We start from the raw sequence: 15,040 nt of genomic DNA, 5'->3' as shown, positions 1-15,040 counted from the left end.
GATGCAGCTGACCGGCTGAAAATGGCCGGGCTGTGCTTAGCGTCTTCCTCTCATACAAGAGCAGGCCGGGTCGCTTTGGTGATCCGGCCTGCTTCGTTGTTTGGTGTGACGTTGATGTGTTGCGTGTGCGCTATCGCTTTCTACCTCCCAAGCACCTCCCGCAAGGCTTCTACTGCCTTTGCGTATGCCTCGTCTAGCTCTGGGAGCAGCTTGGTTGCTGCGGTTTCGTTGCCATCCCGGAGGGCGTCGTTCATGCTTTTCGCCAGCTTGTGCACGTTGGTGAGCGAGAGGTTGCCGGCTACGCCTTTGAGGGCGTGGGCTTCCGTCTCCGCGGTTGCCAGATCGCCTGCGGCAAATGCCCGGCGGACGTTGGGCATGTGGGGGTCGTCGAGGAACAGCTCCGCCAGTTTCAGGTACAGCGATTCGTTGCCTTCGAAGCGGTCGATGATGTCCTCGTAATCTATGTCGGCGTTTTGCAACGCGGCAATGTCTTTTTCGTCCATTGTGCCTCCCTGGGATTCGGACGTGTTCGTTCCTGGAAGTATAATCCGGGCCATGGCTAATCGGAATCAACAGTATCATGACCCTTTCGAGCCGGGCGTTTCCTCGCCCGAGTTCGAGCAATACGCCCGCCAAAGCTACGCTTCCCACGGCGGGCGCGGCGCAGCGCGCCCCAGCAACCCCGACGCGGCTCGTCCTGTTGCCCCTGGTGCGCCTGCCGGCCGCAGCGGGCAGCCTGTGCAGCCCGTCAACACTCCCTATAGCCGTTGGTCGCGCGGCGGGTCGGGAACCTCGCGCATGCCGGGCGGCTCGGCAGCCGCCGGCGCCCACGCCGGCAACTCGGCGCAGCCTGCGTACGCCCGCCACGGCCGTCACGGCGCCGTGCGCCCGCAGCAGGGTTGGGCTTCGCCTTCCGAAACCTGCGACATGGGCTTTGCCGGGTCCGCCGGCGCCTATGTCAGCCCGATCAAGCGCTTCGCCGGCCTTGTTATCTGCGTGCTGATCGCCGTGCTCATCGAGGTGTTCGGCTTCAACCTGGCCTTCTTCACGTCCATGACCTACCCGCAGGTGGGGACGTACCTGGTCAACGGCGTGTCCGCGGGCACCGAGGGCGCGCTGACGCTCGACTCGTCCGCGAACTATTTTGAGATTACGGGCCTTGACGACGCCGTTCGCAGCATCCACTTCACCCCTCAGCTTAATGATCCCGCGGCGGCCGCGAAAGCCACCGACAGCAAGCTGCAGGTGGTCATGTATCTGCAGGACGAAGGCAATGCGAACTATTATCAGCTGCCGGCGGTCTCGGTTGACCCGAAGGACGCCGCCAGCACCTATATCAGCCTGGACCCGGCGGGCGACTGCCACTCCATCTACGTCTCGATCACGAACCTGGCCGACGTGGGCCCGGTGACTGTGACGGGCATCGGGCTGAACCAGCAAGTTCCGCTCGACATCGACCCGCTGCGTTTTGCCTTCATCCTGGCGGTGCTGCTGGCGCTGTACGCCGTCCGTCCGCAATCCGTCCTGTTCAGCCGCGTGTTTGACGGCCGCATCACGCGCCAGGGCTGGATGGTCATCGCGTTGGTCGCCGTGCAGTGCGTGGTCATCTTCATCCTGGTCATGTCCAACACGCACTTCCTGTCCATCACGCACACCGCAAGCACCGAAAACCAGTTTCAGTACCAAAAGCTTGCCCAGGCGCTGCTTCAGGGGCACTTCTACTTGGACGATGTGCCCTCGGCTGCGCTGCAGGCCATGGACAACCCCTACGACACCGCGGCGCGCGAGTCCGCTGGCGTTCCGTACCTGTGGGACCACGCGTACTACCAGGGGAAATACTACGTGTACTTCGGCGTGCTGCCGTGTCTGGTGTTCTACGTCCCGTGGCTTCTGCTCACGGGAGGCGGGTTCCCCACGTGGCTCGGCGTCGCCATCTGCGACTGCGCATACGTGGCGGGCATCGCATACCTGCTCACGCGCATTTCGCGCCGGTGGTTCCCTCGCACGTCGATTGGCGTGCTGCTCGTGCTCGACATCATGATGTTCGTTGCCGGCGGCGGTCTGATCTTGGCTCGCACGCCTAGCATGTACTTCCTGCCCGAGGCCATGGGCCTGGCCCTGATCAGCTGGGGCTTGGGGCTGTGGGTATCGGGCACCACGGGCGGGTTCATAGACCGCCGGCGCGTGGTGGCGGGTGCGGCGCTCATCGCGTTGACGCTTGCCGCGCGCCCGCAGATGGTGCTGGCCGCCGTGTTCGGGCTGGTGCTGTTCTGGCCTTTTTTGCGCGACGCCCGCGGTAACGCCCAAGCGCGACGGGCCTGCTTGGGCGCCTTCCGTGCCGCGCTCGTGCCGTTTCTGGCGGTCGCCGCGGCGGTCATGGTGTACAACTTCGCGCGCTTCGGCAGCCCGCTCGACTTCGGCGCGAACTACAACCTGACCACCAACGATATGACGCATCGCGGGTTCCACGCCGACCGCATCCCGTTCGGCCTGTACGCGTACCTGTTCCAGCCCCCGGCGCTGGGCAGCCAGTTCCCGTTCATGCACCAGACCTACATGGACCCGGCCTACCAGGGCGTCACCATCTACGAGCCCATGTTCGGCGGCTACTTCTTCCTGTACCCGATGACGCTCGTGCTGCTGGCTCTGCCGCGCGTCCGCCATGGCCTGAAAGCGAAGGGCCTTATGCCGCTGTGGATCTGCGCGGTGTGCGTGGCGGTGGTGCTGTGCATCTTCGACCTGCAGGGCGCTGGCATCCTTATGCGCTACATTTGCGACTTCGGGCTGTACTTCGCCCTTGCGGCGGCGCTGTCGTTTTTGGAGCTTTTGCAGGTGCGCTCGAGCGAGCCGCTGTCGAAGGGCTGGACCACGCAGTTGGGTGCCCATGCGCAGGTGCCCGTGCAGCAGGCGGGCGCGCACGCGGTGGCGTCGGCCGCCGTGGCGGGGCAGACGGTGTCGGTGTATCGCATCGCGCTGTATTTCATGTTCGGCTCGCTCGTGCTGATGATCGGCGCGAACGTCCTGCTGTGGAACGCGTTCGGGATGTACTAGAGCGCGGGAACCGTGGCGCGGCGCCTGTGCTGTTGCGTGGCGAAAGCGGCAGCTGCGCTGCCGCGCGGCGAAGCGGGCGGGGCGTGAACGGGGGACGGAGGTGTGTTCACGATACGTCGTCGGAAGCGCGAAGGTCGACCGTGAACACACCTCCGTCCCCCGTTCACGCAGAAGGACTTTCCCAGACTCAGCCGGACATGTGCGGATGAGTTCGATAACGAAACCGAAGTGTTCGGATGAACTTGCGAATTAATCCACTCCCCCCGAAATCGGCTGTTGAAAAAATTTTTGAAAAAGGGGGTTGCGCCGAAAATTGAAATGTCTATAATACTTTCTTGCGCCAAGGAAACGAAGCGCACCGAAGAAATTCCTCGGTAGCTCAACGGCAGAGCATCCGGCTGTTAACCGGAGGGTTGTAGGTTCGAATCCTACCCGGGGAGCCATGAAGCTCCAAGAACCGCCAGCGCAAGTTGGCGGTTCTTTTTTTATCTCGCGCGGATTCCCTTCATAGGCAAGGGCATCCGTTTTTGCGTTCATTTCTCGGTGTCGGCTCCTCGCTGCCCTTGCGTGGTTTCGTTTTAACGCTAAAGGAGTTGTCGCACCATGATCATGCAGGTTGAGCATCTGTCGAAGTCGTTCGGCGGGCGCACGCTGTTCTCCGACGTCACGTTCAAGCTGGAGGAATACGACCGCTTAGCGCTCGTGGGCCCCAACGGCGCCGGCAAAACCACCATGCTCAACATCATCAGCGGCCGCGAGGACGCCGACGAGGGCCGCATCCTGTTCGCGAAGGGCGCCCGCGTGGGCTACCTGGAGCAGGAGGCCATCGAGATGCCCGATCGCCCCATCTTCGAGGAGGTCATGTCCTCGCAGGTGGAGATTCTGGAAGCCGAGCAGCGCCTGCGCGAGCTGGAGGAGTCGCTGGGCGACAACCCCACCGAGCGCCAGCTTGCCGCCGCCGGCCGCGCGCGCGACGCCTACGAGATGCTGGGCGGCTACACCATCGAGGCCAAGGTCCGCGGCGTGCTGTTCGGCCTGGGCTTCAAGGAAGGCGACATCAAGCAGGCCACCACGAACTTCTCCGGCGGCTGGCAGATGCGCATCGCGCTGGCCAAGCTTCTGGTCCGCAATCCCGAGGTGCTCATGCTCGACGAGCCCACAAACCACTTGGATCTTGAGTCGGTGAAGTGGCTCGAGGGCTTTTTGCGCGGCTACGAGGGCACCGTCATCGTGGTCAGCCACGACCGCGAGTTCATGGACAACATGATCGACCGCGTGGCCGAGGTGGCCAACGGCCGCGTCAACCTGTACAAGGGCAACTATTCCGCGTACCTCAAGGCGCGCGAGGAGCGCATCGAGCGCCTGCGCCAGCAGCGCACCAAGCAGCTCGAGGAGATGAAGCACCTGGAGGACTTCGTCGAGCGCTTCCGCTACAAGGCCACCAAGGCCCGCCAGGCCCAGGAGCGCGCGCAGCGCCTGGAGCGCCTGAAAGAGGAGCTCATCGAGATCCCCGAGGAGAAGAAGCCCATCCACTTCAACTTCGTGCAGCCGCCGCGCACCGGCGACGAGGTGGTGCGCTGCCGCGGCCTGGTGAAGGCCTTCGGCGACAAGCGCGTCTACGACAACTTCGACTTCACCATGTACCGCGGCGACAAGGTGGCGCTCGTCGGCCCCAACGGCGCGGGCAAATCCACGCTTATGAAGATGATCGCGGGCGTCATGAAGCCCGACGCCGGCACCATCGACTACGGCGTGCACGTGACGCTGACGTACTACGCGCAGCACCAGCTGGAGGAGCTGCACGCGGGCAACACCGTGTTCGAGGAGCTCGACCACGTGGCGCCGGGCTGGAACATCAGCCAGGTGCGCAGCCTGCTCGGCGCCTTCCTGTTCGAGGGTGACGCCGTCGAGAAGAAGGTCAGCGTGCTCTCCGGCGGCGAAAAGGGCCGTCTTGCGCTGGCGAAGATGCTAGTGGCGCCCAAGCCGCTGCTGTGCCTTGACGAGCCCACAAACCACCTTGACATCGCCAGCGCCGACGTGCTCGAGCAGGCGCTCAACCGCTTCGAGGGCACCATCCTGCTCATCACGCACGACCGCCACCTCATCCGCAGCATCGCGAACCGCATCGTCGAGGTGAAGCCCGGCAAGGTCACCGTCTACGACGGCGACTACGACTACTACCTGTTCAAGTCCGGCCAGCTCGATGGGCCCGAGCCCACCGACGAGTCGCTCGTCGACGAGCTGATGGAGCGCAAACCGGCCGGAAAGGGCGGATCGGGGAAGGGGAAGGCGTCGAAGAGCGCCTCTTCCGCGCCTTCCGCGCCCGCTACGCCTGCGCCGGCGGCCTCGGGAGAGCTGACGGCCAAGCGCGGCAGCTCGCCGAAGACCAAGGAGCAGAAGCGCCGCGAGGCTGAGGCGCGCAACCGCGCCTACGCCGCGCTGAAGAACCACCGCAAGCGCATCGCCGAGCTCGACAAGCAGATGGAGCGCGACAACGCCCGTATGGAGGAGCTGCTGGCGAAGATGGCCGACCCCGACTTCTACATCAACGAGGACGCGTCCTCGGATGCCGTGGCCGAGCACTCCAAGCTCAAGCAGCGCCTGGCCGCCGCCGAGGAGGAGTGGTTCATGCTCAACGAGGAGCTCGAGGAGGAGATGGCCAAACAAGCCGAGGCCATGGGAGTGTAGGGGCGCTGTGCCGGACGCGCGATTGCGCGACCGGCGGCGCTCGGGCTGTCAGGGTTCGGTCGTTTGGGGCTGCGGGTAGGCGCGGTAGCGGGAAGCCGCGGGCGCGTAAGGGGCTATTCGTTCGAACGAAAGGTTGCAAGGATGCTCAACATCGTGTTGGTGGAGCCTGAGATCCCTCAGAACACGGGGAACGTGGCGCGCACGTGCGCGTGCATCGGCGCGCGGCTGCACCTGGTGGAGCCCATGGGCTTCGCCGTTACGCAGCGCAACCTTGCGCGCGCGGGATGCGACTATTGGGACGACGTCGACATCGTGCGCTGGTCGTGCGCCGACGAGTTCTTCGAGGCCCACGTCGCCGACGAGCTGCACCTGTTCACGGGACATGTGCGGCGCAGCTTCGCCGATGTCGCGTACGGCCCGGATGCCTGGCTGGTGTTCGGGCGCGAAAGCCGCGGGCTCGATGAGGCCGTTATGCAGCGTTTCGAGCCCGCCTGCGTGCGCATCCCCATGCGCGACGGCATGCGCAGCTTAAACTTAAGCAATTCGGTTGCAATAGCCGCATACGAGGCTTTGCGCCAGCAAAACTGGCCTGGTTTGGCGTAGCGGCGCCTTTTGGGATAAGAAGGGAAAGGAGGGAAGGCGATGACGGAGCAAAACGCGCACGATGATGAGCGCAACACGGCGGATTTGGCCGCCGGCGATGCGGCGCGCCCTCAGGCGCCCGCCGAGCAGCTGACGCCCGCGGGACGCGCCGTCAGCCCTTCCTCCAGCCCTACGCCCACGTTCGCGGCCACCGACCGCCCAGCGCGCCGCGCGCGCAGGCTGCGGTGGAAGCCCGGCATCACCCGTCCCATGATGGCGCTTTCGGCCGCGTCGTTCGCCCTGATGGTGGCGGGCGTCGGCGGCTACGTGTCCGCCATCCCCGCCGTGGTGGCCGATGCCAAGCCCAGCGCGGTGGTAATCCCGCTGGAATCGGCGTTGTGGCTTGACGGCCAGATGCGCGAGGTTCAGGCGGGCCCTGCGGGCTCGGTGCGCGCGGTGGGCCCGGTGACGATCGAGGCCTCCAAGGTCAACGCCGCCGCGCCCGATGCCGCGGCCGCTTTGGGCATCGGTTCCGGCTCCGGTGCCGGCGCGTTGGGTGTTGCGTCGCTGACCGGGGCAACGGCGGTTTCCTCGGTGGATTCGTCGTTCGCTCGCGCCCAGCAGATCGCCGGCGGCGGCTCGACGGCGTCGGGCTCGGCTTCGACGTCGGGCTCCGCGTCCTCGGGCGGCAGCGGGTCCGCGTCCGGTTCCGGCTCGGGCTCGGGCGGCTCCGGCGGTTCGGGCAGCGCGTCGGGCGGCGCGAGCGGCTCGGGCTCGGAAAGCGCCGGCGGCTCCGGCTCTGCTTCCGCGCCCGCCGCGCCCACGGCCGAGCAGGAGGCGGCGGCGTATGCCGTGCTGGTGGACCATCAGGCGCGCGTGAATGCCTATGTTGTGCGCCTGAACAACGCCGTTGCAGCGTTCAACAACGATTGCATGAGCACCTCGCGCCCCCTTCGCCAAAGCGATTATAACGAGTGCGCGGCCATAGACAGCCAAACGCTCACCGACTTCCTGCTGCTGCGCAATTCGAGCGCGTTCGCAGAGGGCTCGCGTTGGCAGGAGCAGAAAAGCAACCTTCAGCGCGCCTATATCGCGCTGGACCGGTACCTGACCGTCATTTACGACGCATGGGGTCTGAACTTGGAATACGATAACCCGGCGGAAGGGGTCGATCGCTGGATGGAACCTGTTCGCGCCGATCAGGACGCTTCCGGCAACAGCATCAGGGCTGCGCAATTGAACGAAACGTTAGCGAGCATCAGCTTATGAGCGGGCTTGTGGACAAGGGCGGCGCGCTCGCCTCGTCGGGCGCCGTTCAGGGCATGCGCCTGGTGCGCGTGGCCGATTTCAGCGCGCCGCTTTCGCTTTCCGACGCCGATCGGCCGTCGTATGTCCGCCGTTTCGTCACGTTGTTCGTCTCGCAGGGCCAGGGGCATCGCGGCGGCACGGGGCGCGTGGAACATGCGCGCAACGCGCAGGGCGAGCATCTGGCGCTCAAGCTGCTCTCGCTTCCGCATCGCCGTGATGGCGAAACCGAGGACGATCATGCCCGCCGTGTGCGCGCCTCGCGTGCCGCGTTTGAGCGCGAATACGAATGCCATATCCTGCTGTCGGGGCTGAAGGGCTTTCCCCGTCTGTACGGCCGCGGGACGGTCGACGGGGTGCCGTGCATCGTCATGGAATGGGTCGAGGGCATCACCTTGGACCGCGTGCGCCGGCAGCTTGCCGTCGACGGTTGCGGGCGCGTGAGCCCGCTGGTGGCGGCGCGCCTGGGCCGCGACCTGTTCGACCTGGTGGCGCGCATGGGGTATGTGGAAGGCGGGTTCGTGCACCGCGACATGAGCCCGCGCAACGTCATGGTGCGCACGTCGCGGCTGTCCTTGGAGCAGCAGGTGGACGAGGGCGTGTTCGACCTGTACCTCATCGACTTCGGCTCGTCGGCCGAATCGGAGCCGCGTTCCACGTCGTTTACCAGCGAGAACGCGGTGTTCCGCGGCGCCACGGCCGATTTCGCGCCGCCCGAGATGCTCAGCGACGACATCCCGGGCCTGGCCGAGCTGCGCAAATCGCCGGCGATCGACGTGTACGCCGCGGCAAGCGTGGTGTATCAGCTGGCGTGCGGGTGCGCGCCTTACGATTTGCATGCGGTTACGGAAGAGGGGGCGCCCGTTTCGCCGTACCGTGCGAAGATGGCGGCTCCTGCGCCGGCGGCCGTGATGGCGCACGCCCGGGCCGACGAGCTGCTCGAGGCGCTTGCCCGCGAACCCGAGGTGGCGGTTGCGGTGCAGCATGCGCAGGACAAGCTGTCCGCGCCGATGGGCGTGTCGGAGGCGGCCGAGGCGCTGTCTTTCGTGGACGAGCAGCTGGGTATCGTGTTGGGCGATTGCCTGGCACGCGGGCAATCCGATCGCCCCGACGCTGCGGCGGTCCGCGATGCGCTGTCGTCGTTCTCCATCCACTATGCGGACAACGTGGAGCGGTCGTTTTGCGGCCGTCCGCTGGTGCCGTGCGTGCCCGGCGGGTTCGCCGCGTCGGCGCTTGATATGGCCGATTCCACGCTGGCTCATGTGCGCTTGGCGTGCAAGGGCGTTGCGGCGGCGGCGTTGGCGGGGGTCGCGGTCTCGGCGGGTGTGCTCGCCAACGGCGCGCAAGCGTCGCTTGATGCGGCGGGTTTTGCCTGGTCGGGCGGCGTTCCCGGGGCTGCGGTGGCCGTTGCGGCGCTGTTCCCCGCGTTGGTGGGGCTGTCATTGCGCTTCGGCGGCTCGCGCACCACGGCGGGCTTTTTGCGCGGCACGGCGGGCCTTGCGGTCACGTTCGCCGCGCTATGGCAGGTGCTTGCCGACATGCGTTTCGAGGCGGCGGCTCAGCAGCATTTGCTTTCCATGGCATTGGTGGCCGCAGCGGCGGCGGGCTGGTGCCTCATGGCGGCCGATTTCGCGCTGAACGTGGCGTTGCCCCAGGTGATTCGCCGTAAGGCGCTGCCATCGGGGGATGATGGCGAGGCGGCGCTTCCGGGCGCAGCGGCGCCGGCGTTTGAGGGCAAAGCCGGCAAGGGCGAAACGCGGCAGGTTTGCGGCCCGCAGGATGCGGGTGGGCGTGATGTTTGCGAGCCCGGGGTTTCTGGCGATGCACGCAACGGGGTTTGCGCCACCGACCCGCAGCCCGAGTACGAGATCGACGACCCTGCAGGCAAGGCTTCGGACGCAAAATCCCGGTTTGCGGGCAAACGAGATGTGTTGGACGACGATGTGAGCGAAGGAGCGTGAGGCAGATGGCAACGGAGTTGACGCCGTGTGGCGCCTTGTTCGAGACCATGAAACGCTATGGCGGCATCAGCCATAAGGACCTGGCGCGCCTGGTGCTGTCCGGCCGCCCGCTTGCCGACGGCAAAAGCCCGCTGTCGCGTTGCGATGATCGCACGTGGGTGTCGCGCTTCATCGTGCACGCCCCTGTGGGCTCGCTGCAGGACCGCTACTTTTGCGACTGGGGCGTGGCAGCGCTTCGCGTCTCGGCGCGCCTGCGCTCCCGCGACGGGAAGGGCTTGTCGGCTGATGAGGCGTTGTCGCTGGTCACGGACCAGGGCGGCGCGCTTATGAAGCAGGCGCTGCGCGAGTGCCATCAGGACCTGGCGTTGTATCGCAACGTGCTGGAACGCCTGGCGCGAGGTGCGGGCTACAGCGTGGAGGAGCGCGCCGAGCTGGCCATGGTGCTGTTTGTGGCGGCGGGATGCAGCGCAAACGTGAAGCGCGCGTGCGCCTACGTGCTCGATTACGTGAAGACGGTGCACGGCGGAAGGCTGGAAACCGTTCCTGCGTACGTCATGGACTCCGAGCAGCCTGACGCGCCGTCCGCCGACCCGCGCGAGCAGGCGCAGGCGTTGGGCCTGCTGCGCATGGTGGGAGGCCTGGTTTCGGGGGGTTTGCACTGGGTGCAGCCGCTGTCCGACGGCGTGGAGATCGGCGCGCTGGCCTTGGGGCCCGACGACATCAACGACGTGGAGCCCGATGTGTCGGGCCATCATCTGCGCGTTTGGTGCAACGAGGCTGGCCGGTGGTGTGTCCAGGGACTGGGAAGCTCCAACGGCACCGTGCTGATCAGCGGCGAAGACGGCTCCGAGACGGTGGTGGAGCCGGCGCGTGCGGGTGCTTCCGCATGTGCGGAACCGGTCGAAGTGCATGCTGGCGACGAGCTGGTTTTGGCCGGATCGACCCGGTTCATGCTGATAGAGGGCATGCCGGAAAGCTGGGAATAGCAACACGCCGGCTGCAACGCCGGCGTGTCGATGGTGAAGCGGGGATGATATGGGTATCGTCCCCGCTTTTGGTTTTTGGGGAACGAATTGCGCGATGTGGACGGCGAAGGATGCGCCCGACGCGGGCGACTGCCTCCTTACGCTTCCTGCTCGTGGGGGAGCAGCGGGGCTAGGAAGCCCTTGTCGGCGAGCGCTCGGCCGATGGCTTCGAGCACCTCGTCGCTTGGCGCCGATACCAGGTGATAGTGGTATCCCGAGGTGGCGGTGCTCAGCGGCGAGGATTTCCCGCTTTCGATATCGTTGATGAAGCGCTCGATATCCGCCTGGTTTGCGACCTCCAAAGGCGCGGTGATGCGGCCGTAGGCGCGATGGCTGATGGACACGTTGTGCACGCGCCCGCCGAGCGCGATGATAGTTTGCAGCTCGTCCCTGGTTTGCTCGACCTCGTGGTGCAGCTTGAACGTGCGGGCCGGCTCGTCAAGGCGTGCCGCCGGTTGCTCCGCGGCATTTTGCGTCATGGTTTGCGTTGTGTTTTGAGCTGCGGTTTGCGCGGCATCCGCCAACACGTAGCCCTTCGTGGTTGCCACGATGTTTGCGCCCGCCTCGCGCAGCAGCGCGATGTCCTGCACGATGATCTGCCGGCTGACGTTAAGGGTGCTTGCAAGCTGGCCGCCAGATACCGGCTCGTCGGCGCATCGAAGCGCATCGAGCAGCGACGCACGCCTGACCTCGGATTTCGTTGTCATAGCTACTGCCCGCTTTCACGGTTGATATCGGTGACCGGTGCATCGCCGTCAGCAGCGGCGGCTTCGTCCAGCATGCGCAGGTGCTTCATGGACACGTCCAGGATGGGCGCCGAGTGGGTGAGCGCACCGCTGGACACGAAGTCGATGCCCAGGTCGGCGATAGCCTGAACGTTGTGCGCGTCGATGTTGCCGGAGCACTCGGTCTTTGCGCGCCCATCGATGAACGCGACGGCTGCCGCCATGGCGTCATGATCCATGTTGTCGAGCATGATGATGTCGGCGCCGGCGGCGATGGCCTCCTCGACCTGCGCGAACGTCTCGCACTCCACTTCAATCTCGCGCACGAAGGGCGCATAGGCGCGGGCGGCCTCGATGGCTTCGCGCACGCCGCCCGCTGCGGCTATGTGGTTGTCCTTCAGCAGCACCCCGTCGGAGAGGTTGTAGCGGTGGTTGCGGCCGCCGCCACACTTGACGGCCTCCTTCTCGAACACGCGCATGTTCGGCGTGGTCTTGCGCGTGTCCACCAGCTGGGTGGCGCTGCCCTCGAGAAGTGCGGCCACGCGGTGCGTGTAGGTGGCGATGCCGCTCATGCGCTGCAGGTAGTTCAGCGCCACGCGTTCGCCCGACAGCAGCACGCGCACGTCGCCGGTTACCGTTGCAAGCGTTTGGCCTGCGCAAACGCTGTCGCCGTCCGCGGCGAAGCGCTGGACGCGCGTCTCGGGGTCCAAGATGGCGAACGTGCGCTCGAACACGTCGAGGCCGCACAGCACGCCATCGGCCTTCGCGATGAGGTCAACGGCGGCGGGGCGCGCGTCGGGCATGATGGCGGCGGTGGACACGTCCTCGTTGGTGATGTCCTCGGCCAGCGCCTGGCGGATGAGCGGCTCGGCCACGGTTGTCAGCGTGATGGGGTTCATGCGCAAACGACCTCCTTGGAGCTTGCGGTGCGATCGGTATCGGACGGGGAAGGGTTTTGCGGGCAGGTTTGCGTTGCGTTTTGCAGGCAGGTTTGAGGCCTGGTTTGCCCAGCGTTATGCGGGCTGGTTTGCGACTCGCATTGCATCGCGTTTTGCGGGCAGGTTTGCGTTGCGTTTTGCGGCTTGCTTTGCGCCGCGTTTTCGCGGGTTTTGCGCTCGGCTTCGGCGCAGAGGCGCTCGTATGCCTGCGCATCGGTGTCGCAGGGTTGCTCGGGGTAGGTTTGCGCGACGGGCGCCTTCACGCCCAGCTTGCGGCACATATCCCACGCGGCGCGCTGGGCGAACACGAGCGCCTCGAGCAGCGAGTTGCTGGCCAGGCGGTTCTTCCCGTGCACGCCGTTGCAGCTGGTCTCGCCGGCAGCGTAGAGCCCCGGCATGTCCGTGGCGCTGTTGCGGTCCACCCGCACGCCGCCCATGAAGTAGTGCTGCGCGGGCACGACGGGGATGGGCTCGCGCGTGATGTCGAACCCTTCTTCCAGGCAACGCTTGTAGATGTTTTTGAAGTGCCCTGTGACCTCGTCTTTCGGCACGTTGGCGAAAGAAAGGCGCACGTAATCCGAGCCTTCTGCGGCCATCTGCCGATATATGGCCGCGCTCACCACGTCGCGCGGCTGCAGCTCGTCGGTGAAGCGCCGCCCGTCAGCATCGAGCAGGACCGCCCCTTCGCCGCGGCACGATTCCGAGATCAGAAACGCCCGGCCCGGCTGCGTCGAGTACAGGGAGGTGGGATGGATCTGCACGTAGTCCATGTGCTCGAGGGCGATGCCGTGGCGCGCGGCGATGGCGCACGCGTCGCCGGTAAGGCTGGGGAAGTTGGTGGAGCGCGGGTACGTGCCGCCTATGCCGCCGCAGGCCCAAAGCGTCTGACCTGCGAAGATGCGCAGCTGCGCCCCATCGGCGGTGTGCGCGAGGACGCCGCAGCAGCGCCTCTGCGGCTGACGGGGCTCGCCGCCGTCTCGTGCGACCAGGATGTCGTCCATGCAGGTGTGCTCGAGGATGCGGACGTTGGGCAGCTCGCGTACGCGGGCCAGCAGCGTGGAGGTTATCTCGTCGCCGGTGATGTCGCTGTGGAAGCAGATGCGCGGGCGGCTGTGCGCGCCCTCGCGGGTGTAGCGCAGGTTGTCTGCCTGGTCGCGCTCGAAGTCAACGCCGCGTTTCACCAGGTCGGAGATGATGCTGCGGCTTGCGCGGATCATCAAATCCACGCTTTCGCAGCGGTTCTCGTAATGGCCCGCGCGTAGGGTGTCCTCGAAGAAGGGCGCGTAGTCGGCGTCGTCGTGCTGCACGCAGATGCCGCCTTGCGCCAGCATGGAGTCGCATTCGTCCACGGTCGTCTTCGCCAACATCACCACGGAAAGCGTGGAGGGAAGGTTGAGCGCGCAGTACAGCCCCGCCACGCCGCAGCCGACGATGACCACGTCGCAGGCGATATCGCGCACCCCGGCGGCGCCGTCGCATGTCGGTTGCAATCGGTCACCGGCATGCGCGCAAATCGCATCTGCTACCGCCGTTTCCGCAGGTGCAGCGGCCATTTCGCCAGCAAATTCGTTCTCTTCGCTCATATTCGCCACCTACTTTGCCGCGTACTCCAGCATGCGCTCGAGCGTCAGACGCGCCGCGGGGGCCAGCTCGTCGCCGACGTGCACCTCGTACGGGGCGGGGTTGCGCAGGCATGCGGCCAGCTTCGGCAGCGTGACCAGGTCCATGTTCTCGCAGCGCGGCGTGGTGGCGGGGAAGTGGAAGCGCTTGCCCGTGCCTTGCGTGCGCAGCTCGAGCTCGCGGATGATGCCGACCACGGTGCACACGATGAACTCCTGCGCGTCCGATGCGGCGGCGTGCTCGATCATGCCCTTCGTCGACCCGATGAAGTCGGCCTCGGCGAGTACGTCGGCCGGGCACTCGGGGTGCGCCATGACCACGGCGTCGGGGTGGGCTTCCTCCAGGTCGATGATCTGCTCCACGCTGATGGTCATGTGGCGCGGGCAATAACCCTTGTTCAGGATGACGTTCTTGTCGGGCAGCTGGCTAGCCACGTAGCGGCCCAGGTTCATGTCGGGGATGAACAGGATGTTGCGCTGCGGCAGGTTGCTGCAGATCTTCACGGCGTTCGAGGAGGTCACGCACACGTCGGACCAGGTCTTCGCCTCGGCGGTGGAGTTGACGTAGCACACGACGGCCAGGTCGTCGCCGTATTCGGCGCGCACGCGGTCGATATCGGGCTTGCTGATCATGTGCGCCATGGGGCAGTCGGCGGCGGGCTCGGGCAAAAGCACGGTCTTGTCCGGATTGAGCAGCTTCGCCGATTCGCCCATGAACTCCACGCCGCACAGCACGATGGTCTGTTGCGGCAGGTCGACGGCCAGTTTCGCCAAGGCGAAGCTATCGCCGACGTAGTCGGCAGCGGCCTGCACCTCGGGCGGCACGTAGTAGTGCGCCAAGATCACGGCATCGCGTTGCTCTTTCAGCTGCGCTATTTCCTGGGTCAGCGCTGCGATGGACTCGGCTGCGCTTGCCGTCTGCGCGCCTGCGCCGGTTTGCCCTGCGTTGTTTTCGATGCCCTGCTCGCTCATGTTCGCTCCATGCTTCCGTGCGGTTATTTGACGCTGCAGTATGCCGCAAAACTTTACAGCTGACTTGACAGCTGTAAAGTTCCCATCGTTTCTCCATGTGCGCGGGCGGCGGCCCGCCGCCCGCGGAGCGCCTTCGCCGTTTGCCTGCAAATCCCGTATCGCCGGTAGGTTCAA

At 65.9% G+C, this 15,040-nt stretch carries 11 protein-coding genes and 1 tRNA gene; 7 read left to right on the top strand and 5 right to left on the bottom strand.

Going from position 1 to position 15,040, the window contains the following annotated elements:
• Positions 1-140: 140 nt before the first annotated feature.
• Positions 141-503 carry an Hpt domain-containing protein gene (locus Q0D52_RS02465; RefSeq protein WP_294379942.1) on the bottom strand — a complete coding sequence of 121 codons (363 nt, stop codon included), beginning with the start codon at positions 501-503 and terminating at the stop codon, positions 141-143.
• A 52-nt stretch (positions 504-555) separates the two neighbouring features.
• Here Q0D52_RS02465 and Q0D52_RS02460 point away from each other — a divergent pair, with 52 nt between their 5' ends.
• The 7 genes from Q0D52_RS02460 to Q0D52_RS02430 all read left to right on the top strand — a co-directional run bounded on the left by Q0D52_RS02460 (position 556) and on the right by Q0D52_RS02430 (position 10,573).
• Entirely contained in the window at positions 556-3,051 is a 2,496-nt protein-coding gene (locus tag Q0D52_RS02460; RefSeq protein WP_294379941.1) for a hypothetical protein, read from the top strand.
• Positions 3,052-3,419: 368 nt separating this feature from the next.
• Positions 3,420-3,494: transfer RNA gene (locus Q0D52_RS02455), tRNA-Asn, on the top strand.
• A 160-nt stretch (positions 3,495-3,654) separates the two neighbouring features.
• Positions 3,655-5,739, top strand: a complete 2,085-nt coding sequence (gene abc-f, locus Q0D52_RS02450; RefSeq protein WP_294379940.1) for a ribosomal protection-like ABC-F family protein — start codon at positions 3,655-3,657, stop codon at positions 5,737-5,739.
• A gap of 141 nt (positions 5,740-5,880) precedes the next feature.
• On the top strand, positions 5,881-6,342 hold the full coding sequence (locus tag Q0D52_RS02445) for a tRNA (cytidine(34)-2'-O)-methyltransferase (protein WP_294379939.1): 462 nt from the start codon (positions 5,881-5,883) through the stop codon (positions 6,340-6,342).
• Between the two features lie 39 nt (positions 6,343-6,381).
• Entirely contained in the window at positions 6,382-7,590 is a 1,209-nt protein-coding gene (locus tag Q0D52_RS02440; protein ID WP_294379938.1) for a hypothetical protein, read from the top strand.
• A complete protein-coding gene (locus Q0D52_RS02435) occupies positions 7,587-9,587 on the top strand; it encodes an AarF/UbiB family protein (RefSeq protein ID WP_294379937.1) in 2,001 nt (666 codons plus the stop codon). Before Q0D52_RS02440 ends, Q0D52_RS02435 begins: the two co-directional genes overlap by 4 nt.
• 5 nt (positions 9,588-9,592) lie before the next feature.
• A complete protein-coding gene (locus Q0D52_RS02430) occupies positions 9,593-10,573 on the top strand; it encodes an FHA domain-containing protein (RefSeq protein WP_294379936.1) in 981 nt (326 codons plus the stop codon).
• A 137-nt stretch (positions 10,574-10,710) separates the two neighbouring features.
• Here Q0D52_RS02430 and Q0D52_RS02425 read toward each other — a convergent pair whose 3' ends face one another.
• From Q0D52_RS02425 to nadA, 4 genes are read right to left on the bottom strand one after another with little or no spacing between them, the layout of a single operon-like run.
• Positions 10,711-11,319 (bottom strand): transcription repressor NadR, encoded by a 609-nt coding sequence (locus tag Q0D52_RS02425; RefSeq protein WP_294379935.1) that lies wholly within the window; start codon positions 11,317-11,319, stop codon positions 10,711-10,713.
• Between the two features lie 2 nt (positions 11,320-11,321).
• Positions 11,322-12,236: a carboxylating nicotinate-nucleotide diphosphorylase gene (gene nadC, locus Q0D52_RS02420; RefSeq protein WP_294379934.1), complete on the bottom strand. Its 915-nt coding sequence runs from the start codon at positions 12,234-12,236 to the stop codon at positions 11,322-11,324.
• Positions 12,233-13,858 (bottom strand): FAD-binding protein, encoded by a 1,626-nt coding sequence (locus tag Q0D52_RS02415; protein WP_294379933.1) that lies wholly within the window; start codon positions 13,856-13,858, stop codon positions 12,233-12,235. Before Q0D52_RS02415 ends, nadC begins: the two co-directional genes overlap by 4 nt.
• 9 nt (positions 13,859-13,867) lie before the next feature.
• On the bottom strand, positions 13,868-14,866 hold the full coding sequence (gene nadA, locus Q0D52_RS02410; RefSeq protein ID WP_294379932.1) for a quinolinate synthase NadA: 999 nt from the start codon (positions 14,864-14,866) through the stop codon (positions 13,868-13,870).
• Between the last annotated feature and the right edge of the window lie 174 nt (positions 14,867-15,040).

It is taken from the genome of uncultured Senegalimassilia sp. (genome assembly GCF_934630535.1).
Lineage (GTDB): Bacteria > Actinomycetota > Coriobacteriia > Coriobacteriales > Eggerthellaceae > Senegalimassilia.
Note: the sequence above shows the minus strand (reverse complement) of the source record. Positions and strands in the feature narration are given on the sequence as shown.